Consider the following 17,042-nt stretch of genomic DNA (forward strand, 5'->3'; position numbering starts at 1 on the left):
ATCCCGAGCAGTAAAGCGGCCTGCGCTAAGAACGTCGCGGGCCGCTTTGCGGTGATGTTTACTCTTTCAGGTAGCGGCAGAGATAGGAACTCGGCTCGCCCACCTGCAGATGAAACTCGCTGTGACCCGGCACGTTGAACACCGAACCCGCTTCGAACCATTGCCACTCGGTTTCGCCCGGCAGCAGCACCTTCAGCGATCCGCTGACTACCGTCATCTCTTCCGGCTGCGCCGTGCCGAAGGTGTATTCGCCTTCCGCCATCACGCCTACGCTGGCGCGACCAGTGCTGGCACTGTCGAAACCGATCGATTTCACTTTTCCGTCAAAATACTCGCTTACATTGAGCATATTACTTCCTCACAGCACATTAAGGTATCTGGCAGTGTAGAGCGGAACTCGCTGATCTGTCACGCGAATTGCAGCGCCGCCTCCCGCTTTGTGATCGCGTCGGTTATCAGACGATAAGTTCAGCGGCCAGTTTGGCGACCAGCACGTTGGAGAGCAGCACCGGAATGCCGAGCAGCTTTTGCAAAAAGTCGCGATGTGTCTGGTTATAGCCGACGCAGTCCAGCACCACCACGTCCGCGCCCTGCTCCTGAAGGGAGAGCGCGGCGTCGGTAAGCTTCTCATTATCGGGAATATAGGGGCTGGCGACGGCGAAACAGGGACGGCGCTTCAGATTGCGCCACTTATTCGCCTGCTGCCGGATCTGCTCCTCGACCGGCACCACGATGCCGACCTGATGGTCCTGCACAATGGCGGCAACCAGCGGCGGAATAATGCGGTCCGGCTCCAGCAGCAGCGCGCTTTTCGCGGTCAGCGCGCCGAACTCGCCGGTGCAGAGCAGCAGAATAGTGTCGTAGCCTTCGGCTTCCAGCGCGGCGATTTTCGCCTGCAATCCCTGTTCTACCTTTGCCGTGGCCAGCCGCACCTGCGCGCCGTTCTGCAGGCGCGACACCAGCACGCCGTCCTGAGCGTCAGGCGCGTAGCGCGCGGCGATCTCCGCTTCGCTCAGCCCATCCAGCAGGCCGACATGGTCGGTCTGCTCACCGGGTAAAAACTCTGTCAGCAGCGGCATGATATCGCTGCGCGGCGACTGACCGATGGTCAGCGTAACCAGGGATTTCGTCATATTAGTCTCGTTTACGCAGATGGCTCAGGCTGCCATAGAGCGCCAGCAGGCGGGCATATTCGTCCGCGTCGTAGAAATGGCAGGTCTCGCGGCCGAACTCTTTCGCCACCTCCACCGCAAACTTCGCCGCCGCCGCGATATCCACTTCGTGGCTGGCGCCGGTGCCGCAGCCCGGCACCACCGACTCGGCGGTGATCGCCACGCCGACCACCGGCACATCGGTGGCGGTAGAGGGCTGCAGAATGCTGTTGAGGTGATAAATGCCGTTGCCGTAAGGCGTAATGTCCTGAGTGGTGATGGGAAAGGTCACCGCCGGACGGCCGGTGGTCATCTCCATGATGCGCAGCAGATCGTCCGATACGCGCAGGATATAGCCCTCTTTTACCGTAGGCGACAGCGCAAATCCTTTGTGGTTGATAATGCGGTTGCCCTTAGTGGTATCGATCGACAGGATAGCGTCGACCTCCTGAACCACCTCATTGTCGTTCATGGTGACGTCGTCGATAGGCGAATCCATAAAATCGACCGGCTCGTGCGGACGCGTCGGCGCATCGGGACAGATATGGGTGGTGACGATGACGTCGCCCGCCAGCACGTCGCCTTTGGTCTGCATAACGGCCAGCTTCAGCGCGCTGCTCACCGCCGCGACGGCGCCATCGGCGTCGGAGACCATGCCGATGCGCGTCGGGCGCGCGCCGATGCCGCCCAGGCGGCCGATGATGCCGAGCGTCGGCGCGCTGCCGCCGCCAGCTTTGCCCTGCGCGCCTGGAATATCGATGCGAACGAAATCGGTGCGCCCTTTCGGCCCGCTGACGCGTTTAAAGCTGGCGTTGACGCCGGGAAAAGCGGCAAACAGGTCGACTACCTGCTGACCGTCGATAAATGCGCTGTCGAATAATTCAAATACCTGTAACGTCTGGTGCAGACTCATGACATCCCTTAATTATTTTTTGCCGCTGGCAAACAGCGAGTGAAAGAAGCTATAGAGCGCGTCGCCGGCGATAAAGCCCGCCGCCATCACCTCCATCGGCGAGCGGCCGCGTTCGCCCCATACGCGAATAATAACGATGCGCAGCGCAATGCCCACCACCACCGCCCAGCCGGCCATCGCGTTGTTAATCAGCAGGCCGGTGGCAAGCAGCACGCCGAGCTGGCGTTTCGGCCCGCCGATCAGCTGAATAATGGCACCGGGAATTGCCCACATCAGCAGGCTACCGGCGATGCCGGGCTCCGCACCCGCCTGGATGGTTTTGGCGTAGACGCGCGCCACCGGCGGCAGCAGGTTTTCCGCAAAGAACAGGTTATGCGCGTACCAGACGACGGGAATAGAGACCAGAAACGCGATCATCGCCGCGATCAGCTGAATGCGGCGGCCCCACAGCTCCTGCTGCAGATCCGCGCCGTTGCCGCGCAGGATAAAGCCCGCTTTAAGATCGTAGCCCATGTCGGCGAAGGCGGGCCCGGTCGCTGCGGTAAAGCCGCACAGCAGGCAGAGCGCCAGCGGCGGAAAGCCGAGCAGGATGCCGACGATCAGGGTAATCAGCGCCACTGCGAAGGCCGGGAACCAGCCGGAGTGCATCGCGGCGATGCCGACGATCAGCTCATGCACAAAGGCGGCGAACGCGGCGTAAATCACAAACAGCAGCAGCATCGGCAGGCTCATTTCGCTCCATAGCCCGCCCGCCAGCGCCAGCAGCGCCGAAATAATCAGGTAGCCCGCGCCGCCGAGACCGAGCGCGCGCCTGACCTCATTGCCGCCGCGACTTACTTTTTGCTCGTCGTGGCGACGGCTGCGGATCACCATCACCACCTGAATCAGCGCCACCAGCCCCGCGCCGACCATGACGCCGTGCGGCAGATAGAGCGCGTTGATGTCGGTGCCGGCAACCGGTTGCGCATAGGCGCGCACCAGAAAGCCCAGCCCAAGCATGCCTAGCGCCCAGATATTGCCGATAAAGGCGGTGCCGAAAGCGGACATCGGGATCTTCAGCATCGAGCCGAGTATGCCGCCGACGATGCCCGCCGCCAGCAGCCAGGCCTGTCGTCCGCCCCTGTCGCCCGCTTTGATCGCCTCTGCGGCGGCCACGCCAGGCGGCCAGGCGTTGCTGGCGGGAAAGACGCGGGTATCGAACAGGCGGTAGAGCAGATAAGCGTCCAGCAGCATCGCCGCGCTGACGCCGCAGAACATCGGCAGCACCAGCTGCGGCTCGCCCAGCGCCCAGGGCACGGCGATCGGCATTAATAAGCTATTAGCGGCGCCGAAGGTGGCGGAGGAAATAGCGGTTTGCGCGAGGTTTTGAATTTCAATCGAACGATAGCGGCGAAACGCCTGTAAAGGAATACGCGCCAGCAGCATGGCGAATAGCGCGCCGATAATTGAGGTATTCGGCGTCACGCCGATAGTGGTAATAAGCTGCACGCCGATAATGGCGCCCGCTACCGACAGGGCGATTAATACTATCGCCACGCCAGCCTGTTTAACTGGATTAACCTTCTCCATATTGTCCCCGTCAGCAATGCCGGTAGAAATGAAATGACGCTTCGCGAGCCTGAATCAGGCTCGCTTACGTCGTTTTTTTATTTCGTCCGTGAGGTTGAATAAACAGGCCCGAAGGCCTGACGTTTTCCCGGTGTGGCGAAAGTATTGCGCCGATAAAAAATAAATTCAGAGTGGCGTTGCGCCATATTTCTCGGCCAGGTCGCTGGCCGTTATGCGTAATTCGTCAAGCAGCGCGGGCGGATAGCCAGTCGAACTCTCCTGCGATAAAAACGAGAGGCAAAGCGCCACCGTATCGCCGTGATATTTATTATGCAGCGCGACGGAAAGCGAACTGATGCCGGGCAGCGTTTCATTGCGCGCCAGCGACCAGCGCTGGCTGCGGATCGCCGCCAGCTGCGCGCAGAGCGCCTCCAGCGTTTGCGGCGAATTGGGCGGCAGCGGCTGCCAGGCGTCGCGGTAGCGCTCGCGCACCTCTTCTTCGCTGAGCTGCGCCAGCAGCACGCGGCCGGTCGAGGTGGCGGCGGCGATCATGCGGCTTCCCGGCGGCGTCACCAGCTGGGTGAAGTGGCGTCCGTGAAACATGCGCATCACCACCAGATCGCGCCCGTCGAGGCGCGAGATATAGCCGATGCTGCCGGTTTTATCCGCCAGCCGCGCCATCGCCGGCGCGGCGCTGTCCACCAGCGGCGCGGAGAGATAGTGTCCGGCAGCCGACAGCAGCACGCGGCCAATATGAAAACAGCGGCTCTCTGCGTCGCGCTCGAGCATGCCCTGACTTTCCATGGTGGCCAGCAGGCGCGATACGGTGCTTTTTGGCAGGCGCAGCGCCTCGACGACATCGGTAAACGTCAGCCCGGGATTTCCCTGCGTCACGCCTTTTTGCTGAAACAGCTTAAGCACCGCGGCGGCGTTTTCGAGTGTGGTCATATTGCGAGTTTCACTATATGGAACCGAGTTCCTGTATCGATGGTTAAAACTAAAACGCGGGGGAATAAGGGTCAAGCGTCAATTTTTGTCAGGGGAAATAGTGCGCAGTGAAATAAACGGGCAGGCGGCAAAGAGAAATGATTTTATAAGGGAGTTAAGAGAAATAGCAGAATGGATAACAGCTTCGCTGCGCGCAGGCAGCGGATAACAGCAAATAGAAATCAGCGAAAAAGCGTATTCAGGCTGGCGTCCCTGCCAGAGAGATTACCCTACTCTTTTTCCACATCTTCATAGCGAACTTTGGCATCCTGCGCTTCCGCTTCAGACGTATGTTCGCTAATTAAGGTATTGGGCGATGGATGATCGGCGCGTAACTCCCATGAGGTTACGGTGCTGCCCGGCGGTCCCTTCTCAACGGTGACGACGCGAGCTTCGCGTGGATAAGGCGGTCTGGTCGGCATATTCAATCCCTCCTGGCTAATCGTATTCCACACGACGAGACGATTCCCGTCTGAAGATCAGTATAGCCAGGCTACGCAACCCAGACGGGAAAGCGGGAAAAATCTGAAGAAAAGGCGGAAATTAGCTGGCGCGCGCCAGCGACAGCGACTGAAGAATCTCGTCGATAACGCGTTCCGGCGTCTGCATGGCGTTGACTTCATGGTGGGCGGCGTCGCGATAGAGATGCGCGCGTTCGCGCAGAATATCGCCCATCTCTTCGGCGATGGGACGGCCGGTCAGCGTTGGGCGCTGCGCCGCTTCCGGCTGGCTCTCCAGCCGCTGCGCCAGAATATGTGATGGCGCGCTGAGCCAGATCACGCGCCCCTGTTCGCGCATAAAGCGACGATTGTGCTCCGCCAGCACCATGCCGCCGCCGGTAGCGATCACCGTGGCTGGCGCGGTAACCGCTTTCAGCGCCTCTGTTTCCCGCGCGCGAAAGCCTTCCCAGCCTTCATCGGCCACAATTTGCGCGACGCTGCGCTGGGTGCTGAGCTGCAGATGGTGATCGGTATCGCGAAAGGCATAGCCAAGCGCGCGCGATAGCGCCTCGCCCACGGTGGTTTTGCCGCAGCCGCGCGCGCCGATCAAATAAATGGGTAGAGACATCGGGCAGTTCCTCCGCCGTTACAGGCCGTATATCGCGGCGTATCGCTTAATAATGCGACGCATCATAACTGGAAACCGCTATAGCCTCCACCCGTGAAGCAAGAATTGCGCATCCTTTTCAGACTTTCACACCAATTTCATTAAATATTAACGGGTTAACCATGCGCATTTCGTGCAGATCGCGTCAGATCAAGCGGCGGCAACATTTGCTTACCTGGTGGATTTTACTTTGCCGCGTCGCGCCCCCATATACTTATTCCATCGCAACAGGAGAGCCATTATGTACAGTCAGGAACATCAGTTAATTGAGGGGCTGTTCAGCCGTCTGAAACAGGCCGAGAGCCAGACCGGACCGCGTGACGCGGCGGCGGAACAGCTGATTAAAGAGCATCTGCAACAGCAGCCCGGCGCGCCTTACTATATGGCGCAGGCGATCCTGATCCAGGAAGCGGCGATGAAGAAACTCAACGATCGCATCTCCGAGCTGGAGAATCGCCTGGCGCAACAGCAACAGCAGCCTCAACAGCAGAGCAGCGGCGGTTTTCTGTCGAGCCTGTTCGGCGGCGGATCGCGCCAGCAGGCGCCTGCGCAACAGCCACAGCAGCAGGCGTGGAACAACGCGCCGCAGCAGCCGCAGCAATATAACAACGCGCCAGCCGCGCCGGCGCGCGGTACCGGCTTTCTCGGCGGCGCGCTGCAAACCGCAGTGGGCGTCGCAGGCGGCGTGGTGATGGCGGATATGCTGACCAGCCTGTTCCACCACTCGCAGCCGGAAGAGATCGTCAACATTATCAACGAACCCGACGCGCCGCTGCCGCAGGTCGATGACAATCTCGACACCTTCAACAGCGGCGGCAGTGGCTTCCTCGACCAGAACAACGGCTGGGATAACAACTACGCGGATAATAACGACTTCAACGATCTCGGCAACGACAGCTTCGACGGCTTTAACGACGACGACGACAGCTTTGTCTGATTTCAGCGCTGGCGCTGCGTCAGCCAGCTGTCGAGCGCGTTAGCGAACTGCTGGCGGTCCCGCGGGCTCATCGCTGCGGGACCGCCCGTTTGCACGCCGCTGGCGCGCATGGTGTCCATAAAGTCGCGCATGGTTAGCTTTTCGCGAATGGTGGCGGGCGAATAGCGCTCGCCGCGCGGATTAAGCGCCGCGCCCCCTTTCTCCAGCACCTCAGCCGCCAGCGGAATATCGGCGGTAATCACCAGATCTCCGGGTTCCACGCGCTTCACGATCTCGTTATCTGCGACGTCGAATCCGGCTGGCACGCGCAGCGTTTTCAGCCAGGGCGATGGCGGCACGCGCAGCGACTGGTTGGCGACGAAGGTCACCTGCGTTTTGGTGCGATCCGCCGCGCGGTAAAGCACCTCTTTAATGACGTTGGGGCAGGCGTCGGCATCAACCCAGATAACCATATTCTTTCCTTACTCTTTGGGAATGATGGAGATCTTGCCGGTCTTCTCCAGAATGGCAAACTTTATTTGATCCAGCCGCTCCAGCCCCTGCGAGCTGCGCGCGCTCTGCAGAATGTCCTCTTCATCTACCCCGGCGCGCTTCGCCCGCTGGCGCAGCAGTTTGCCCTCTTCCACCAGGATCAGCGAGGAGCCGTCAATCAGCCGCTCCATGCGGGGAAAGCGCGTTTTCATCACGCCGAACAGAATATCAATGACGATCAGCGTGACGATGGTCAATCCGGCGCCCGTGACGGAAAAGTCATCGCCGAGCAGCGCCTGCTGGGTCGCCTCGCTGATAATCAGCAGCAAAATCAGGTCAAAAGAGGTCATCTCCATGAGGGTGCGCCGTCCAGCGATTTTAAACACCACCATCAACAGCAGATACATGCTGGCTGCGCGCAAAACCGTTTCCATATGGCTCTCCTAAGGATAGATAAACTGACTAAACCGTACGCTGGAGCCGTCGTCGAGCGTGACGGTAAGGTGATAGCGGCCGAAGTCCTGCGGCTGGGTGCCGATCCAGATAGTCGCCTCCTGCTGATCGGCGCGTCGGTGCCAGCGCAGCACCAGGCTATCGCCGGTGCTCCAGGCGTCGTCCGGCTGCGGCTGAAGGGTCTGCAGCTGAATATCGTCGAGCTGCGGACCGCGCAGCCTGATCTGATAAGCGTCGCCGCGCAGCTGCCTCAGACGCAGCGTCATATCCATGTTGCTTTCCCGTCGCCCGAAGCGTTCGTAATCGACACTCAGCCGCTTATCCGTGCTGGCGACGCTCTGGTTACTCAGCCAGCCTTTTGAAAACAGCCCTGCCGCCCCAGCGACAACAATTAACAGCAGCAGCGCAAAACCTGCGTGCTGAATACGCCACTCGATACGTTGCCACGGCATATTCTCTTTAACCGGGTAGTGCCGGCTTTGATTTTCATTGTCGCCCATGCAGTGTTCTCCTTGCTGACTTGTTATTAATCCTGGCTGAAGTAAGCTAACGCGTTAAGATTTTCGAACTTTCTGAAGGATACGGCGATGCTGGAGAAGAAGATTGGGTTTATCGGCGGCGGCAATATGGCCAAAGCCATTATCGGCGGACTGGTGAAAAGCGGCCAGGTCGCGCCCTCGAATATCTGGGTATTTGATCGCAAAGCGGAGGCCAACGAGGCGCTGGCGCGCGAGTACGGCATTCAGGCCGCCGAGAGCGCCGAGGCGCTGGCGCGCGAAGTCGATATTCTGTTCGGCGCGGTCAAACCCAACGTCATCCTGAAAGTGCTGAAAGATCTGGCCAGCCAGCTGAAAAAAGAGGCGCTGGTGGTCTCTATCGCCGCGGGCGTGACGCTCGATTCGCTGGCGACGGTGCTTGGCCACGACCGCAAAATCGTGCGCGTCATGCCGAATACGCCGGCGCTGGTCAACGAAGGGATGACCTCGATAACGCCGAACGTGCTGGTTGAGCAGTCGGAAATCGACGAGGTGGTCACGATATTCGAGAGCTTCGGCAAGGCGGCGGTCGTCAGTGAATATCTGATCCATTCGGTGGTCGGCGTTAGCGGCTCCGCGCCCGCCTATGTCTTTATGTTCATTGAGGCGATGGCGGATGCCGCCGTGCTCGGCGGCATGCCGCGCGCCCAGGCCTATCAGTTCGCCGCCCAGGCGGTAAAAGGCTCGGCGCAGATGGTGCTGGAAACCGGCAAACATCCCGCTGAACTGAAAGATATGGTCTGCTCGCCCGGCGGCACCACCATTGAAGCGGTGAAAGTGCTGGAAGAGAAAGGCTTTCGCGCCGCCGTGATGGAGGCGATGCAGCAGTGCATGGCGAAGTCTGAAGCGCTGAGCAAGAAGTAACGCACAGGGCGGAGCGCCCGCTCCGCCCGCTTCTGCTATCCCTGCCGGCTCGCCACCGTCGCCAGCGCCTGCGCCATGGTCATCGGCTGCTGCATCTCCAGCACCAGCGCCGCCGTAAGCGTATACATGCCGCAGGAGAACGCCGCCGCCAGCTTGCCCTGCTGGCCGTAAAGCGCGATAAACTTTTTCTCCTCCAGCGAGCCGATCAGGCGATACTCGTCCCACTCCTCGGCATGACCGAGATACTCGTAGCGCGTGCCGAAGTGCGTGGTCCAGAAAAAAGGCACGCGGTCATACATCATGCGCTTGTCCAGCATATTAAAGGCGGCGATGCGTCCCTGCTGATGGGCGACGCGATAGTGCTCGACGCGCAGCGGCCCCTGCGGCGTCAGATAGCTGGCGATATCTCCCGCCACCCAGACGTTTTGCGTCACGCGCAGCTGGCTGTCGGCGAGCAGGCTGCCATCCTCGCGCAGCGGCAGATCGTGAATAAATCCGGTAGCGGGCTGAATGCCGGTCGCCAGCAGCACCACGTCCGCCTTGATGCGGCGGCCATCCTGCAGACGCAGCGCGGTAACGTGCTGCTCGCCCTCCAGCTCTGCCGGATCGCCATCAATAAAATGCACGCCGTTGCTGCCGTGCAGATCGCGGAAATAGCGGCCGATCTGCTCGCCAAACTGCCGCGCGAAAGGCAGCGGATGCCGCGCCACCACCGTGACCTCGACGTCGCGATTGCGCAGCGCCGACGCCATCTCCATGCCGATAAAGCTGTTGCCGACAATCACCAGCTGCTGGCTCTGGTCGACCTCCTTGAGCAGCGCATCCGCCTGCGCCAGCGAACGCAGCAGGTGTACGCCCGCCAGATCGCTGCCCGCTAAATCGGGACGCTGCGGCGCGCCGCCTGAGGCGATCAGTAATTTGTCGTAAAACAGCGAGTCGCCGTCGGCGAAGTGGATACGCTGCTCGCGCGTGTCGAGGCGCGTCACTTCGCCCTGAAGGCGATCGACGTGCTGCAAAATGTCCTCTTTCAGAATGCGCGGCACATCCTTGATATCCATCTTGCCGGAGGGGACGAATTTCGTCAGCGCCGTGCGGTCGTAGGGCGCCTCCGGCTCGCGTTCCACCAGCACCACCTTTCCCTTAAAGCCTTCCCGGCGCAGCGTCCAGATGGCCGCGCTGCCTGCCGCGCCGCCGCCGAGCACCGCATAAACCGGCGCATCGCCGCCGCTGCCGATGGGCGTCGCAGATGACATGGCTTTGGGATTGACCTGCACGATGCCGTTCTCGACGCGCAGCGGAAACTGTTTGAGATCGGCCAGCGCCAGCGGCTCGCACATATGGCCATCTTCCAGCGCAAACACCGCCTTATGCCAGGGGCAGACCAGCTTATCGCCGCAGATAGCGCCCTGCTCCAGCGGCGCGCCCGCATGCGGACAGGTGGCCTGATAAGCGCGCACCTTGTCTCCGTCGCGCACCAGCAGAATATCGGTATCGGCTATTTTCGTTTTAGTGGGCTGGCGATCGGGCAGATCCTTTAAGGCGATGACGGGCTGATAATTCATGACACGGCTCCTTCTTTGTCGTTATTCAACAATGCGCCCTGGGCGGACGCCGCTATTCCCCTACAAAAAGTAAGTGTGGCAAAGGAAAGCGGAAGGCAGAGTCTGAAAATAAAAAAAGTGGCTAACCCGTTGTTAAGGCGTCTATTTAAAGTTTTAGCAAGTGTAAATATTTAAAAAACGGAGCAGAAGAGGCGCGGAGGATATTACGGCCGCGCGGCGGCCGTAATAAACCGGATATCAGGCTTTTTTCAGACAGGAACTCATAAAGCTTTTACGCGCGTCGCCGCTAAGCTTTTTATCGCCCGCTGCGGTGTTGCAGCTTTTCATTTTTACCTGCTGAGGCGTCATGCTGGAGATATTGCTCTCTTTTTTCAGACACTCGCTCATAAAAGATTTACGCGCGTCGCCTTTCAGATTTTGCGTGCTGGCGTGCTGGTTGCACTGCGTCATTTTTTGCTGCTGCGCCGTTTTCTCGGCGGCCTGCGCCATGCTGACGCCGTTCATCAGCAAACCTGCCATCACGACTGCCGCTAAATGCAATTTCATGGTATGACTCCCTTGATGAATAATCCGTTAATTCTGGCACGAGAGAAACAGAGCGGTGGAAATTTGCGCAAATTTGCAGCGCCGATCGCACTGCTCCGCTATTAGCAATCAGACGCGCGGATGATTAAGTAATTTGTCCAGGTAGTTACGTAACAAAAGCGCATCTTCATTACTGCCGTCGGCGTCTGCATTATGCATCGCGTTGTCGATTCCGGCGGCGATAGCGCGCTGTTGTTCCGGCTCCATCTTGCGCAGCATCGCCGTTACGATAATTTCCAGCGCCTCAACCTGAGCGACCAGCTCTTTCGATTCTTCTTCTTTTGCCGCCAGTTTTATCAGTAATTCAGCGATAAGGTTCTTCATGCCCTTTTCCCATGGGGTAAATAAAAGCAGACGTTATCATTCGCCAAAATAAAAAAACAGCGCTTTTGCGCCGATTTTCCACGGCTCTTTATAACGCGTTTTATTAAAACAGGGCTTAAACGTTTTTTAAGGAGCGGGCGAAACGTTTTACTGCTAAATAAGCGAGACGTAACGCGTTTCAGCCCGGAATAAAGCGGAAATTAGACAGGATTAACGCGGGCCAGTAAAACCGTGACCGTGACCGCCCCAGCCGCCACCACCGCCACCACCGCCACCACCGCCGCCAGGACCTCCCCAGCCGCCGCCCGGGGGCGGGAAAATACAGCCGCTCAGCGCGGTCGCCAGCGCCACGACCGCGGCAAGTTTAACAATACGTACCATAACAACCTCAGGATGGATGAAATCGGGCTGAGTGTATGAGCGGCAAACCGGGGCGACAAGAGAGAATTCTCTGACTCAGGGCGGTATTAACCCTTGCATACCAGGCTTAACAATTTACTGGCACGAAAGCGACACAAAACCGCCATCCGGCCGTTTTACGGCGCAGAGCGCGTTAAAAAATTGCCCCTTTCTTTAAACCGTCGCTCTTTACAGCCTGCGGTAAACACTGCATTGTGAGCGCAATACAATTTAAGGACACCGCTATGTCAACGCCGTCGATTTCGCTGAGTCAGCTTCTTACCCGCCGCGACTGGGAGAACCCGGCCGTCACCAGTCTGCATCGCCTTGACGCCCATCCGCCTTTCGCCAGCTGGCGCAGCGAAGAGGCGGCGCGCGACGATCGGCCCTCTGCCGCGCGGCGCAGCCTGAACGGCACGTGGAACTTTAGCTACTTCAGCCGCCCTGAAGCGGTGCCGGAGGGGTGGCTGCAGCAGGATCTGCCCGACGCCGCCTCGTTGCCTGTGCCCGCTAACTGGCAGATGCACGGTTATGACGCGCCCATTTATACCAACGTCCAGTATCCGATCGCGGCGACACCGCCGTGCGTGCCGCAAGAGAACCCTACAGGTTGTTACTCGCTCACATTCAACCTTGACGACAGCTGGCCTGAAACCGGACAGACGCGCGTGATCTTCGACGGCGTCAGCTCCGCCTTTTATCTGTGGTGCAACGGCCGGTTTATCGGCTACTCCCAGGATAGCCGGCTGCCCGCCGAATTCGACCTCAGCGCGGCGCTGGTGCGCGGCGCGAATCGCCTGGCGGTGATGGTGCTGCGCTGGAGCGACGGCACCTGGCTGGAGGACCAGGATATGTGGCGCATGAGCGGCATTTTCCGCGACGTCTCGCTGCTGCATAAGCCGACGCCGCATCTGGCGGATGTCCAGCTGGAGACGCTGCTGAGCCCGGAATACCGCAGCGCAGATCTGGTGGCGCGGGTATGCGTCACCGCTCAGGACGCGGCGCTGCGTTTGCGGCTGACGCTGTGGCGAGAAGGCAAGCAGACGGGCGTCATCGAGCAGCCGCTCGGCAGCGCGATTATCGATGAGCGCGGCCACTATGGCGATCGCGCCGAACTGCGCCTGCGCGTTGACGCGCCTGTGCTATGGAGCGCCGAAACGCCGACGCTCTACCGCGCCACGCTGGCGCTGCTCGACGCGCAGGGCGAAACCATTGAGGTCGAGGCGTACGATGTCGGCTTTCGCCGCGTTGCTATCGAAAACGGCCTGCTCTGCCTGAACGGCCAGCCGCTGCTGATACGCGGCGTAAACCGCCATGAACATCACGCGGAGAGAGGCCAGGTGGTGGATGAAGCGACGATGCGGCGCGACATCGAACTGATGAAGCAGCATAACTTCAACGCGGTGCGCTGTTCGCACTACCCTAACCATCCGCTCTGGTATCGACTGTGCGACCGCTACGGCCTCTACGTGGTCGACGAAGCCAATATCGAAACCCACGGCATGCAGCCGATGAGCCGCCTGGCAGAGGATCCCCGCTGGTTCGCCGCCTTTAGCGAACGCGTTACGCGCATGGTGCAGCGCGACCGCAACCACTGCAGCATTATTATCTGGTCGCTGGGCAACGAGTCGGGGCACGGCAGCACGCACGACGCGCTCTATCGCTGGGTGAAAAGCGCCGATCCGACGCGCCCCGTTCAGTATGAAGGCGGCGGCGCCAACAGCGCGGCGACCGATATTCTCTGCCCGATGTACGCGCGCGTCGATGAAGATCAGCCCTTCCCCGCCGTGCCGAAATGGTCGCTGAAAAAGTGGATCGGCCTGCCGGGGGAAAACCGGCCGCTAATCCTGTGCGAGTATGCGCACGCCATGGGCAACAGCCTCGGCGGCTTTGCAAAATACTGGCAGGCGTTTCGTCAGTTTCCGCGCCTGCAGGGCGGCTTCGTCTGGGACTGGGTCGATCAGAGCCTGACGCGCTACGATGAAAACGGGCAGCCCTGGCAGGCCTACGGCGGCGACTTCGGCGACAAGCCTAACGACCGCCAGTTCTGCATGAACGGCCTGGTGTTCGCCGACCGCACGCCGCATCCGGCGCTGTTTGAAGCGCAGCGCGCGCAGCAGTTTTTCCACTTTACCCCGGACGCCGACGATCCCTTTAGCTTTACCGTCAGCAGCGACTACCTGTTTCGCCGCAGCGACAACGAGGTGCTGCGCTGGCGCGTTGAGCAGCAGGGCGAAGTGGTAACCCAGGGCGAAATCGCGCTGGATATCGCGCCCCAGGGAACGCAGCGCCACTGCGTTCCGCCGATAGCGTATCTTACCGGCGAGTGCTGGCTAAACGTCGCCGTACATCAGCGCGCCGCCACCGCCTGGTCTGACGCCGACTGGCGCGTCGCCTGGCATCAGTGGCCGCTGCCCACCGCGCTGGCGCTTCCGCCGCAGCCGAGTGCGGGCGAGCCGCCGACGCTCAGCGTGGAGGAGACGGTTATCGCCGTCACGCACCGCAACCAGCGCTGGCAGTTTAACCGCAGAAGCGGCGAGCTGACGCAGTGGCAGGTCGACGAGCAGGCGAGGCTGCTCTCTCCGCTGCAGGACTGCTTTATCCGCGCGCCGCTCGATAACGATATCGGCACCAGCGAAGCGGAGCGCGTCGATCCCAACGCCTGGTCGGAGCGCTGGAAAGCGGCCGGCTACGACGCCATGACCAGCCGCGTAGAGCGAACAGAGGCTTCGATGCTGTCGGACGCGGTGCAGATCAGCGTGCAGCACGGCTGGTACGCCCGAGGCCGGCTCGCCTTTCTCAGCCACAAACGCTACCGGTTCGACGCGCAGGGCGAAATGCATCTGGAGGTTGAGGTGGAACAGGCCGCCGACGCGCCCGCGCCGGCGCGCATCGGCCTGCGCTGTCAGTTCGCCGCCGCGCCGCAGCAGGTCGCCTGGCTGGGGCTGGGCCCCCATGAAAACTATCCGGACCGCCAGCTGGCGGCGCAGTTCTCGCGCTGGCAGCTGCCTCTCGACGCGCTGCATACCCCTTACATCTTTCCGAGCGAAAACGGCCTGCGCGGCGGCACGCGGCGGCTGGAGGCGGAAGACTGGCGCGTCAGCGGCGACTTCAGCTTCTCGCTGAGCCGCTACAGCCTTGAACAGCTGCGCGACACGTCGCACCGCCATCTGCTGCGCGCGGAGCCGGGATGCTGGCTGCATCTCGACGCCGCGCATATGGGCGTAGGCGGTGACGACTCCTGGAGCCCGAGCGTCAGCGCCGAGTTTCTGTTGACTCAGCGTCGCTGGCGCTATGCGCTGCGCTTTTCCCTTTCGGCTCCAGCACCGTACGCGGACGACGGTAAAAGCGCTTCAGCAGCAGCACGTTAACCAGCACCACCAGCGCGGTGGCGAAGAAGACCCAGCGGTAGCCGGTCAGCGCCGACACTGCCGCGCCGAGCAGCGGGCCGGCGACGTTGCCGAGATACATAAAGGACTGGTTGTAGCCGAAGATACGGCCGGTAATGTTGTCGCGCGAGTGGCGCACCAGCAGCGTCTGCACCGCCGGCATCATCGCGCCGTCGGCAAAGCCGAGCAGGAAGCGCAGCACGCCGAGCTGGGTGGCGCTGGTAACGAAAGACATGGCGATCAGCAGCAGCAGCGACACCACCATGGTCGCCAGCAGAATCCGCTGGGTGCCGATACGGTCACCCAGCCTGCCCAGGCGCGGCGCGGCAATCAGCGCCGAGATGCCCGGCAGCGCGGCGATCACTCCGCTGAGAAAGGCGATGTTATCCGCGGTCGGCGCCAGTTCGCGGACGAACAGCGTCAGAATCGGGTTAACCGAGCCGTTGCACATCTGGATCACCATGGTGGTGACAAACAGGCAAAGCATGAGTCTGGGATTGTCGAGCGAAGCGAATACCTCGCGCCCGCTCAGCTTGTCCTTTTTACTCACCGGCGTATAGCCGGTCTCTTTAATCAGAAACAGCGTCACCAGGAAACTGACCAGCAGCAGCGCGGCGGTAACGATAAAGACCATGCGCAGGCCGACCCAGTCCGCCAGCAGTCCGCCGAGCATCGGCCCGAGGATCACCCCGCCGATCTGGCCGGTCGAGACGCAGCTCAGCGCCCAGCCGCTGCGGTCGCGCGGCACCTGCGCCGCTACCAGCGCCATCGCGTTAGGAATATAGCCCGAGGTCAGCCCCATCAGCGCGCGCAGCAGCAGTAATTGCCAGGCCTGGGTAACGAAGGCCTGCAGCAGGATCACCACGCCCATGCCGAACGCCGCGCGTAGCAGCATCAGCTTGCGTCCTTTGCGATCGGCGAGACTGCCCCACAGCGGCGCGACGGCGGCCGAAATCACAAAGGTGATGCTGAAGGTGAGTCCTGACCAGAGGCTAAGCGCATCGCCGTCTTTGATGCCGAGCTGTTCGATATAGAGCGGCAGAAAAGGAATGATCTGACTGATGGCCAGGCCGGTAAAAAAACAGCCGAACCAGACCGAGATAAGATTGATTTTCCAGGGTTCAATTGTGCGTGGCATGAGCAAACGGGCGCTGACAGAGGGAGGTCACAGTCTATCAACGGCGCGCTGTCGCTGAGCGACAAATGATGGCACGAAAAGAAAAAAACCGTTTTTTACTGCGTCAGCCCTTTTTCACTGCCGTATATAGGCTGTTATCGCTTTTTTGCAGTGAATGTCGATGGCGTCGCTGGCTGAGTGTCAGCAGAGATGAAAAAATATGTCAGCCTGTTACTGACAAGTTAAGGCGTCGGTTGTATGTTTAAAAAAACGCCAGTTTCTCTGGCGCAGGTGCGGCTTTCCGGCTGCGCTAACGCCTCCGCCACTTCCCGTCGCGGCGAGGTCCACAGTTACCCATCACGTTGACTATCACGCTGCGCTGCGCAGGTCGTGACAGACGCGCCGTCGCCTTAGCGGAGGTGAATATGAGAGTTCAAAACAGTGCCAGCCGTGCGATTGTGGACTATTTCAACAGCCCCGCCTGGAGCGCCCCGCAGGAGTCCGATCTGCTGGCGGTGATCCTGCGCGAGCTAATGGAAGCTGGCGAGCCCGCCACCAATAAAGCGGTGATCGCGCGGGTTATTGAGCGGCTGGAGGTGGAAGGCGACGCGCGCCGTCTGGAAAATTATCGTCAACTGCTGGCGCAGTTAATGGAAACCGGTTCGTCGGAATAAACAAAAAAATTCCCGCCGAAGCGGG

Annotated in this window: 19 protein-coding genes; 4 read left to right on the plus strand and 15 right to left on the minus strand. The window is 60.5% G+C overall.

What is annotated here, in order from left to right:
- Positions 1 to 58 precede the first annotated feature (58 nt).
- The 7 genes from ppnP to aroL all read right to left on the minus strand — a co-directional run bounded on the left by ppnP (position 59) and on the right by aroL (position 5,667).
- A complete protein-coding gene (ppnP, locus tag PVE98_RS15305; RefSeq protein ID WP_033752757.1) occupies positions 59 to 349 on the minus strand; it encodes a pyrimidine/purine nucleoside phosphorylase in 291 nt (96 codons plus the stop codon).
- A gap of 106 nt (positions 350 to 455) precedes the next feature.
- Positions 456 to 1,133, minus strand: a complete 678-nt coding sequence (locus PVE98_RS15310; protein ID WP_033752758.1) for an AroM family protein — start codon at positions 1,131 to 1,133, stop codon at positions 456 to 458.
- A 1-nt stretch (position 1,134) separates the two neighbouring features.
- Positions 1,135 to 2,064 carry a DUF1177 domain-containing protein gene (locus PVE98_RS15315; RefSeq protein ID WP_096072678.1) on the minus strand — a complete coding sequence of 310 codons (930 nt, stop codon included), beginning with the start codon at positions 2,062 to 2,064 and terminating at the stop codon, positions 1,135 to 1,137.
- Positions 2,065 to 2,076: 12 nt separating this feature from the next.
- Complete coding sequence (locus PVE98_RS15320; RefSeq protein ID WP_096072677.1) at positions 2,077 to 3,633, minus strand: OPT/YSL family transporter; 1,557 nt, start codon at positions 3,631 to 3,633, stop codon at positions 2,077 to 2,079.
- A 165-nt stretch (positions 3,634 to 3,798) separates the two neighbouring features.
- Positions 3,799 to 4,560: an IclR family transcriptional regulator gene (locus PVE98_RS15325; RefSeq protein ID WP_096072676.1), complete on the minus strand. Its 762-nt coding sequence runs from the start codon at positions 4,558 to 4,560 to the stop codon at positions 3,799 to 3,801.
- A 269-nt stretch (positions 4,561 to 4,829) separates the two neighbouring features.
- Complete coding sequence (locus PVE98_RS15330; RefSeq protein ID WP_033752762.1) at positions 4,830 to 5,021, minus strand: YaiA family protein; 192 nt, start codon at positions 5,019 to 5,021, stop codon at positions 4,830 to 4,832.
- Positions 5,022 to 5,142: 121 nt separating this feature from the next.
- Positions 5,143 to 5,667: a shikimate kinase AroL gene (aroL, locus tag PVE98_RS15335; RefSeq protein ID WP_033752763.1), complete on the minus strand. Its 525-nt coding sequence runs from the start codon at positions 5,665 to 5,667 to the stop codon at positions 5,143 to 5,145.
- A 280-nt stretch (positions 5,668 to 5,947) separates the two neighbouring features.
- Between aroL and PVE98_RS15340 the strand changes: the two genes are divergently transcribed.
- Complete coding sequence (locus tag PVE98_RS15340) at positions 5,948 to 6,643, plus strand: DUF2076 domain-containing protein (protein WP_033752764.1); 696 nt, start codon at positions 5,948 to 5,950, stop codon at positions 6,641 to 6,643.
- A 2-nt stretch (positions 6,644 to 6,645) separates the two neighbouring features.
- Here PVE98_RS15340 and PVE98_RS15345 read toward each other — a convergent pair whose 3' ends face one another.
- Genes PVE98_RS15345 through PVE98_RS15355 form a run of 3 tightly spaced genes read right to left on the minus strand, consistent with a single transcriptional unit; the run spans position 6,646 to position 8,067 of the window.
- Positions 6,646 to 7,095: a YaiI/YqxD family protein gene (locus tag PVE98_RS15345; protein ID WP_033752765.1), complete on the minus strand. Its 450-nt coding sequence runs from the start codon at positions 7,093 to 7,095 to the stop codon at positions 6,646 to 6,648.
- Between the two features lie 9 nt (positions 7,096 to 7,104).
- Positions 7,105 to 7,548 carry a DUF421 domain-containing protein gene (locus PVE98_RS15350; RefSeq protein WP_033752766.1) on the minus strand — a complete coding sequence of 148 codons (444 nt, stop codon included), beginning with the start codon at positions 7,546 to 7,548 and terminating at the stop codon, positions 7,105 to 7,107.
- 9 nt (positions 7,549 to 7,557) lie between these two features.
- Complete coding sequence (locus tag PVE98_RS15355) at positions 7,558 to 8,067, minus strand: hypothetical protein (protein ID WP_096072674.1); 510 nt, start codon at positions 8,065 to 8,067, stop codon at positions 7,558 to 7,560.
- 87 nt (positions 8,068 to 8,154) lie between these two features.
- Here PVE98_RS15355 and proC point away from each other — a divergent pair, with 87 nt between their 5' ends.
- Entirely contained in the window at positions 8,155 to 8,967 is an 813-nt protein-coding gene (gene proC, locus PVE98_RS15360) for a pyrroline-5-carboxylate reductase (RefSeq protein WP_096072673.1), read from the plus strand.
- A gap of 35 nt (positions 8,968 to 9,002) precedes the next feature.
- Here proC and PVE98_RS15365 read toward each other — a convergent pair whose 3' ends face one another.
- The 4 genes from PVE98_RS15365 to PVE98_RS15380 form a co-directional block, all read right to left on the minus strand.
- On the minus strand, positions 9,003 to 10,529 hold the full coding sequence (locus PVE98_RS15365) for an FAD-dependent oxidoreductase (protein ID WP_096072672.1): 1,527 nt from the start codon (positions 10,527 to 10,529) through the stop codon (positions 9,003 to 9,005).
- A gap of 237 nt (positions 10,530 to 10,766) precedes the next feature.
- On the minus strand, positions 10,767 to 11,075 hold the full coding sequence (locus PVE98_RS15370) for a PsiF family protein (RefSeq protein WP_033752770.1): 309 nt from the start codon (positions 11,073 to 11,075) through the stop codon (positions 10,767 to 10,769).
- Between the two features lie 108 nt (positions 11,076 to 11,183).
- Entirely contained in the window at positions 11,184 to 11,438 is a 255-nt protein-coding gene (iraP, locus tag PVE98_RS15375) for an anti-adapter protein IraP (RefSeq protein WP_096072671.1), read from the minus strand.
- Positions 11,439 to 11,648: 210 nt separating this feature from the next.
- On the minus strand, positions 11,649 to 11,819 hold the full coding sequence (locus tag PVE98_RS15380; protein ID WP_187143620.1) for a hypothetical protein: 171 nt from the start codon (positions 11,817 to 11,819) through the stop codon (positions 11,649 to 11,651).
- 263 nt (positions 11,820 to 12,082) lie between these two features.
- Between PVE98_RS15380 and PVE98_RS15385 the strand changes: the two genes are divergently transcribed.
- Positions 12,083 to 15,208 carry a beta-galactosidase gene (locus PVE98_RS15385; RefSeq protein WP_127908370.1) on the plus strand — a complete coding sequence of 1,042 codons (3,126 nt, stop codon included), beginning with the start codon at positions 12,083 to 12,085 and terminating at the stop codon, positions 15,206 to 15,208.
- On the opposite strand, the gene PVE98_RS15390 is transcribed toward PVE98_RS15385, so the two are convergent.
- Entirely contained in the window at positions 15,093 to 16,364 is a 1,272-nt protein-coding gene (locus PVE98_RS15390; protein WP_096072670.1) for a multidrug efflux MFS transporter, read from the minus strand. The two genes, PVE98_RS15385 and PVE98_RS15390, sit on opposite strands and share 116 nt — an antisense overlap.
- Before the next feature lie 404 nt (positions 16,365 to 16,768).
- Between PVE98_RS15390 and PVE98_RS15395 the strand changes: the two genes are divergently transcribed.
- On the plus strand, positions 16,769 to 17,017 hold the full coding sequence (locus PVE98_RS15395; protein WP_033752774.1) for a biofilm development regulator YmgB/AriR family protein: 249 nt from the start codon (positions 16,769 to 16,771) through the stop codon (positions 17,015 to 17,017).
- Positions 17,018 to 17,042: the final 25 nt, after the last annotated feature.

This window comes from Pantoea sp. GABEPS69 (assembly GCF_045780835.1).
GTDB lineage: Bacteria > Pseudomonadota > Gammaproteobacteria > Enterobacterales > Enterobacteriaceae > Pantoea > Pantoea septica.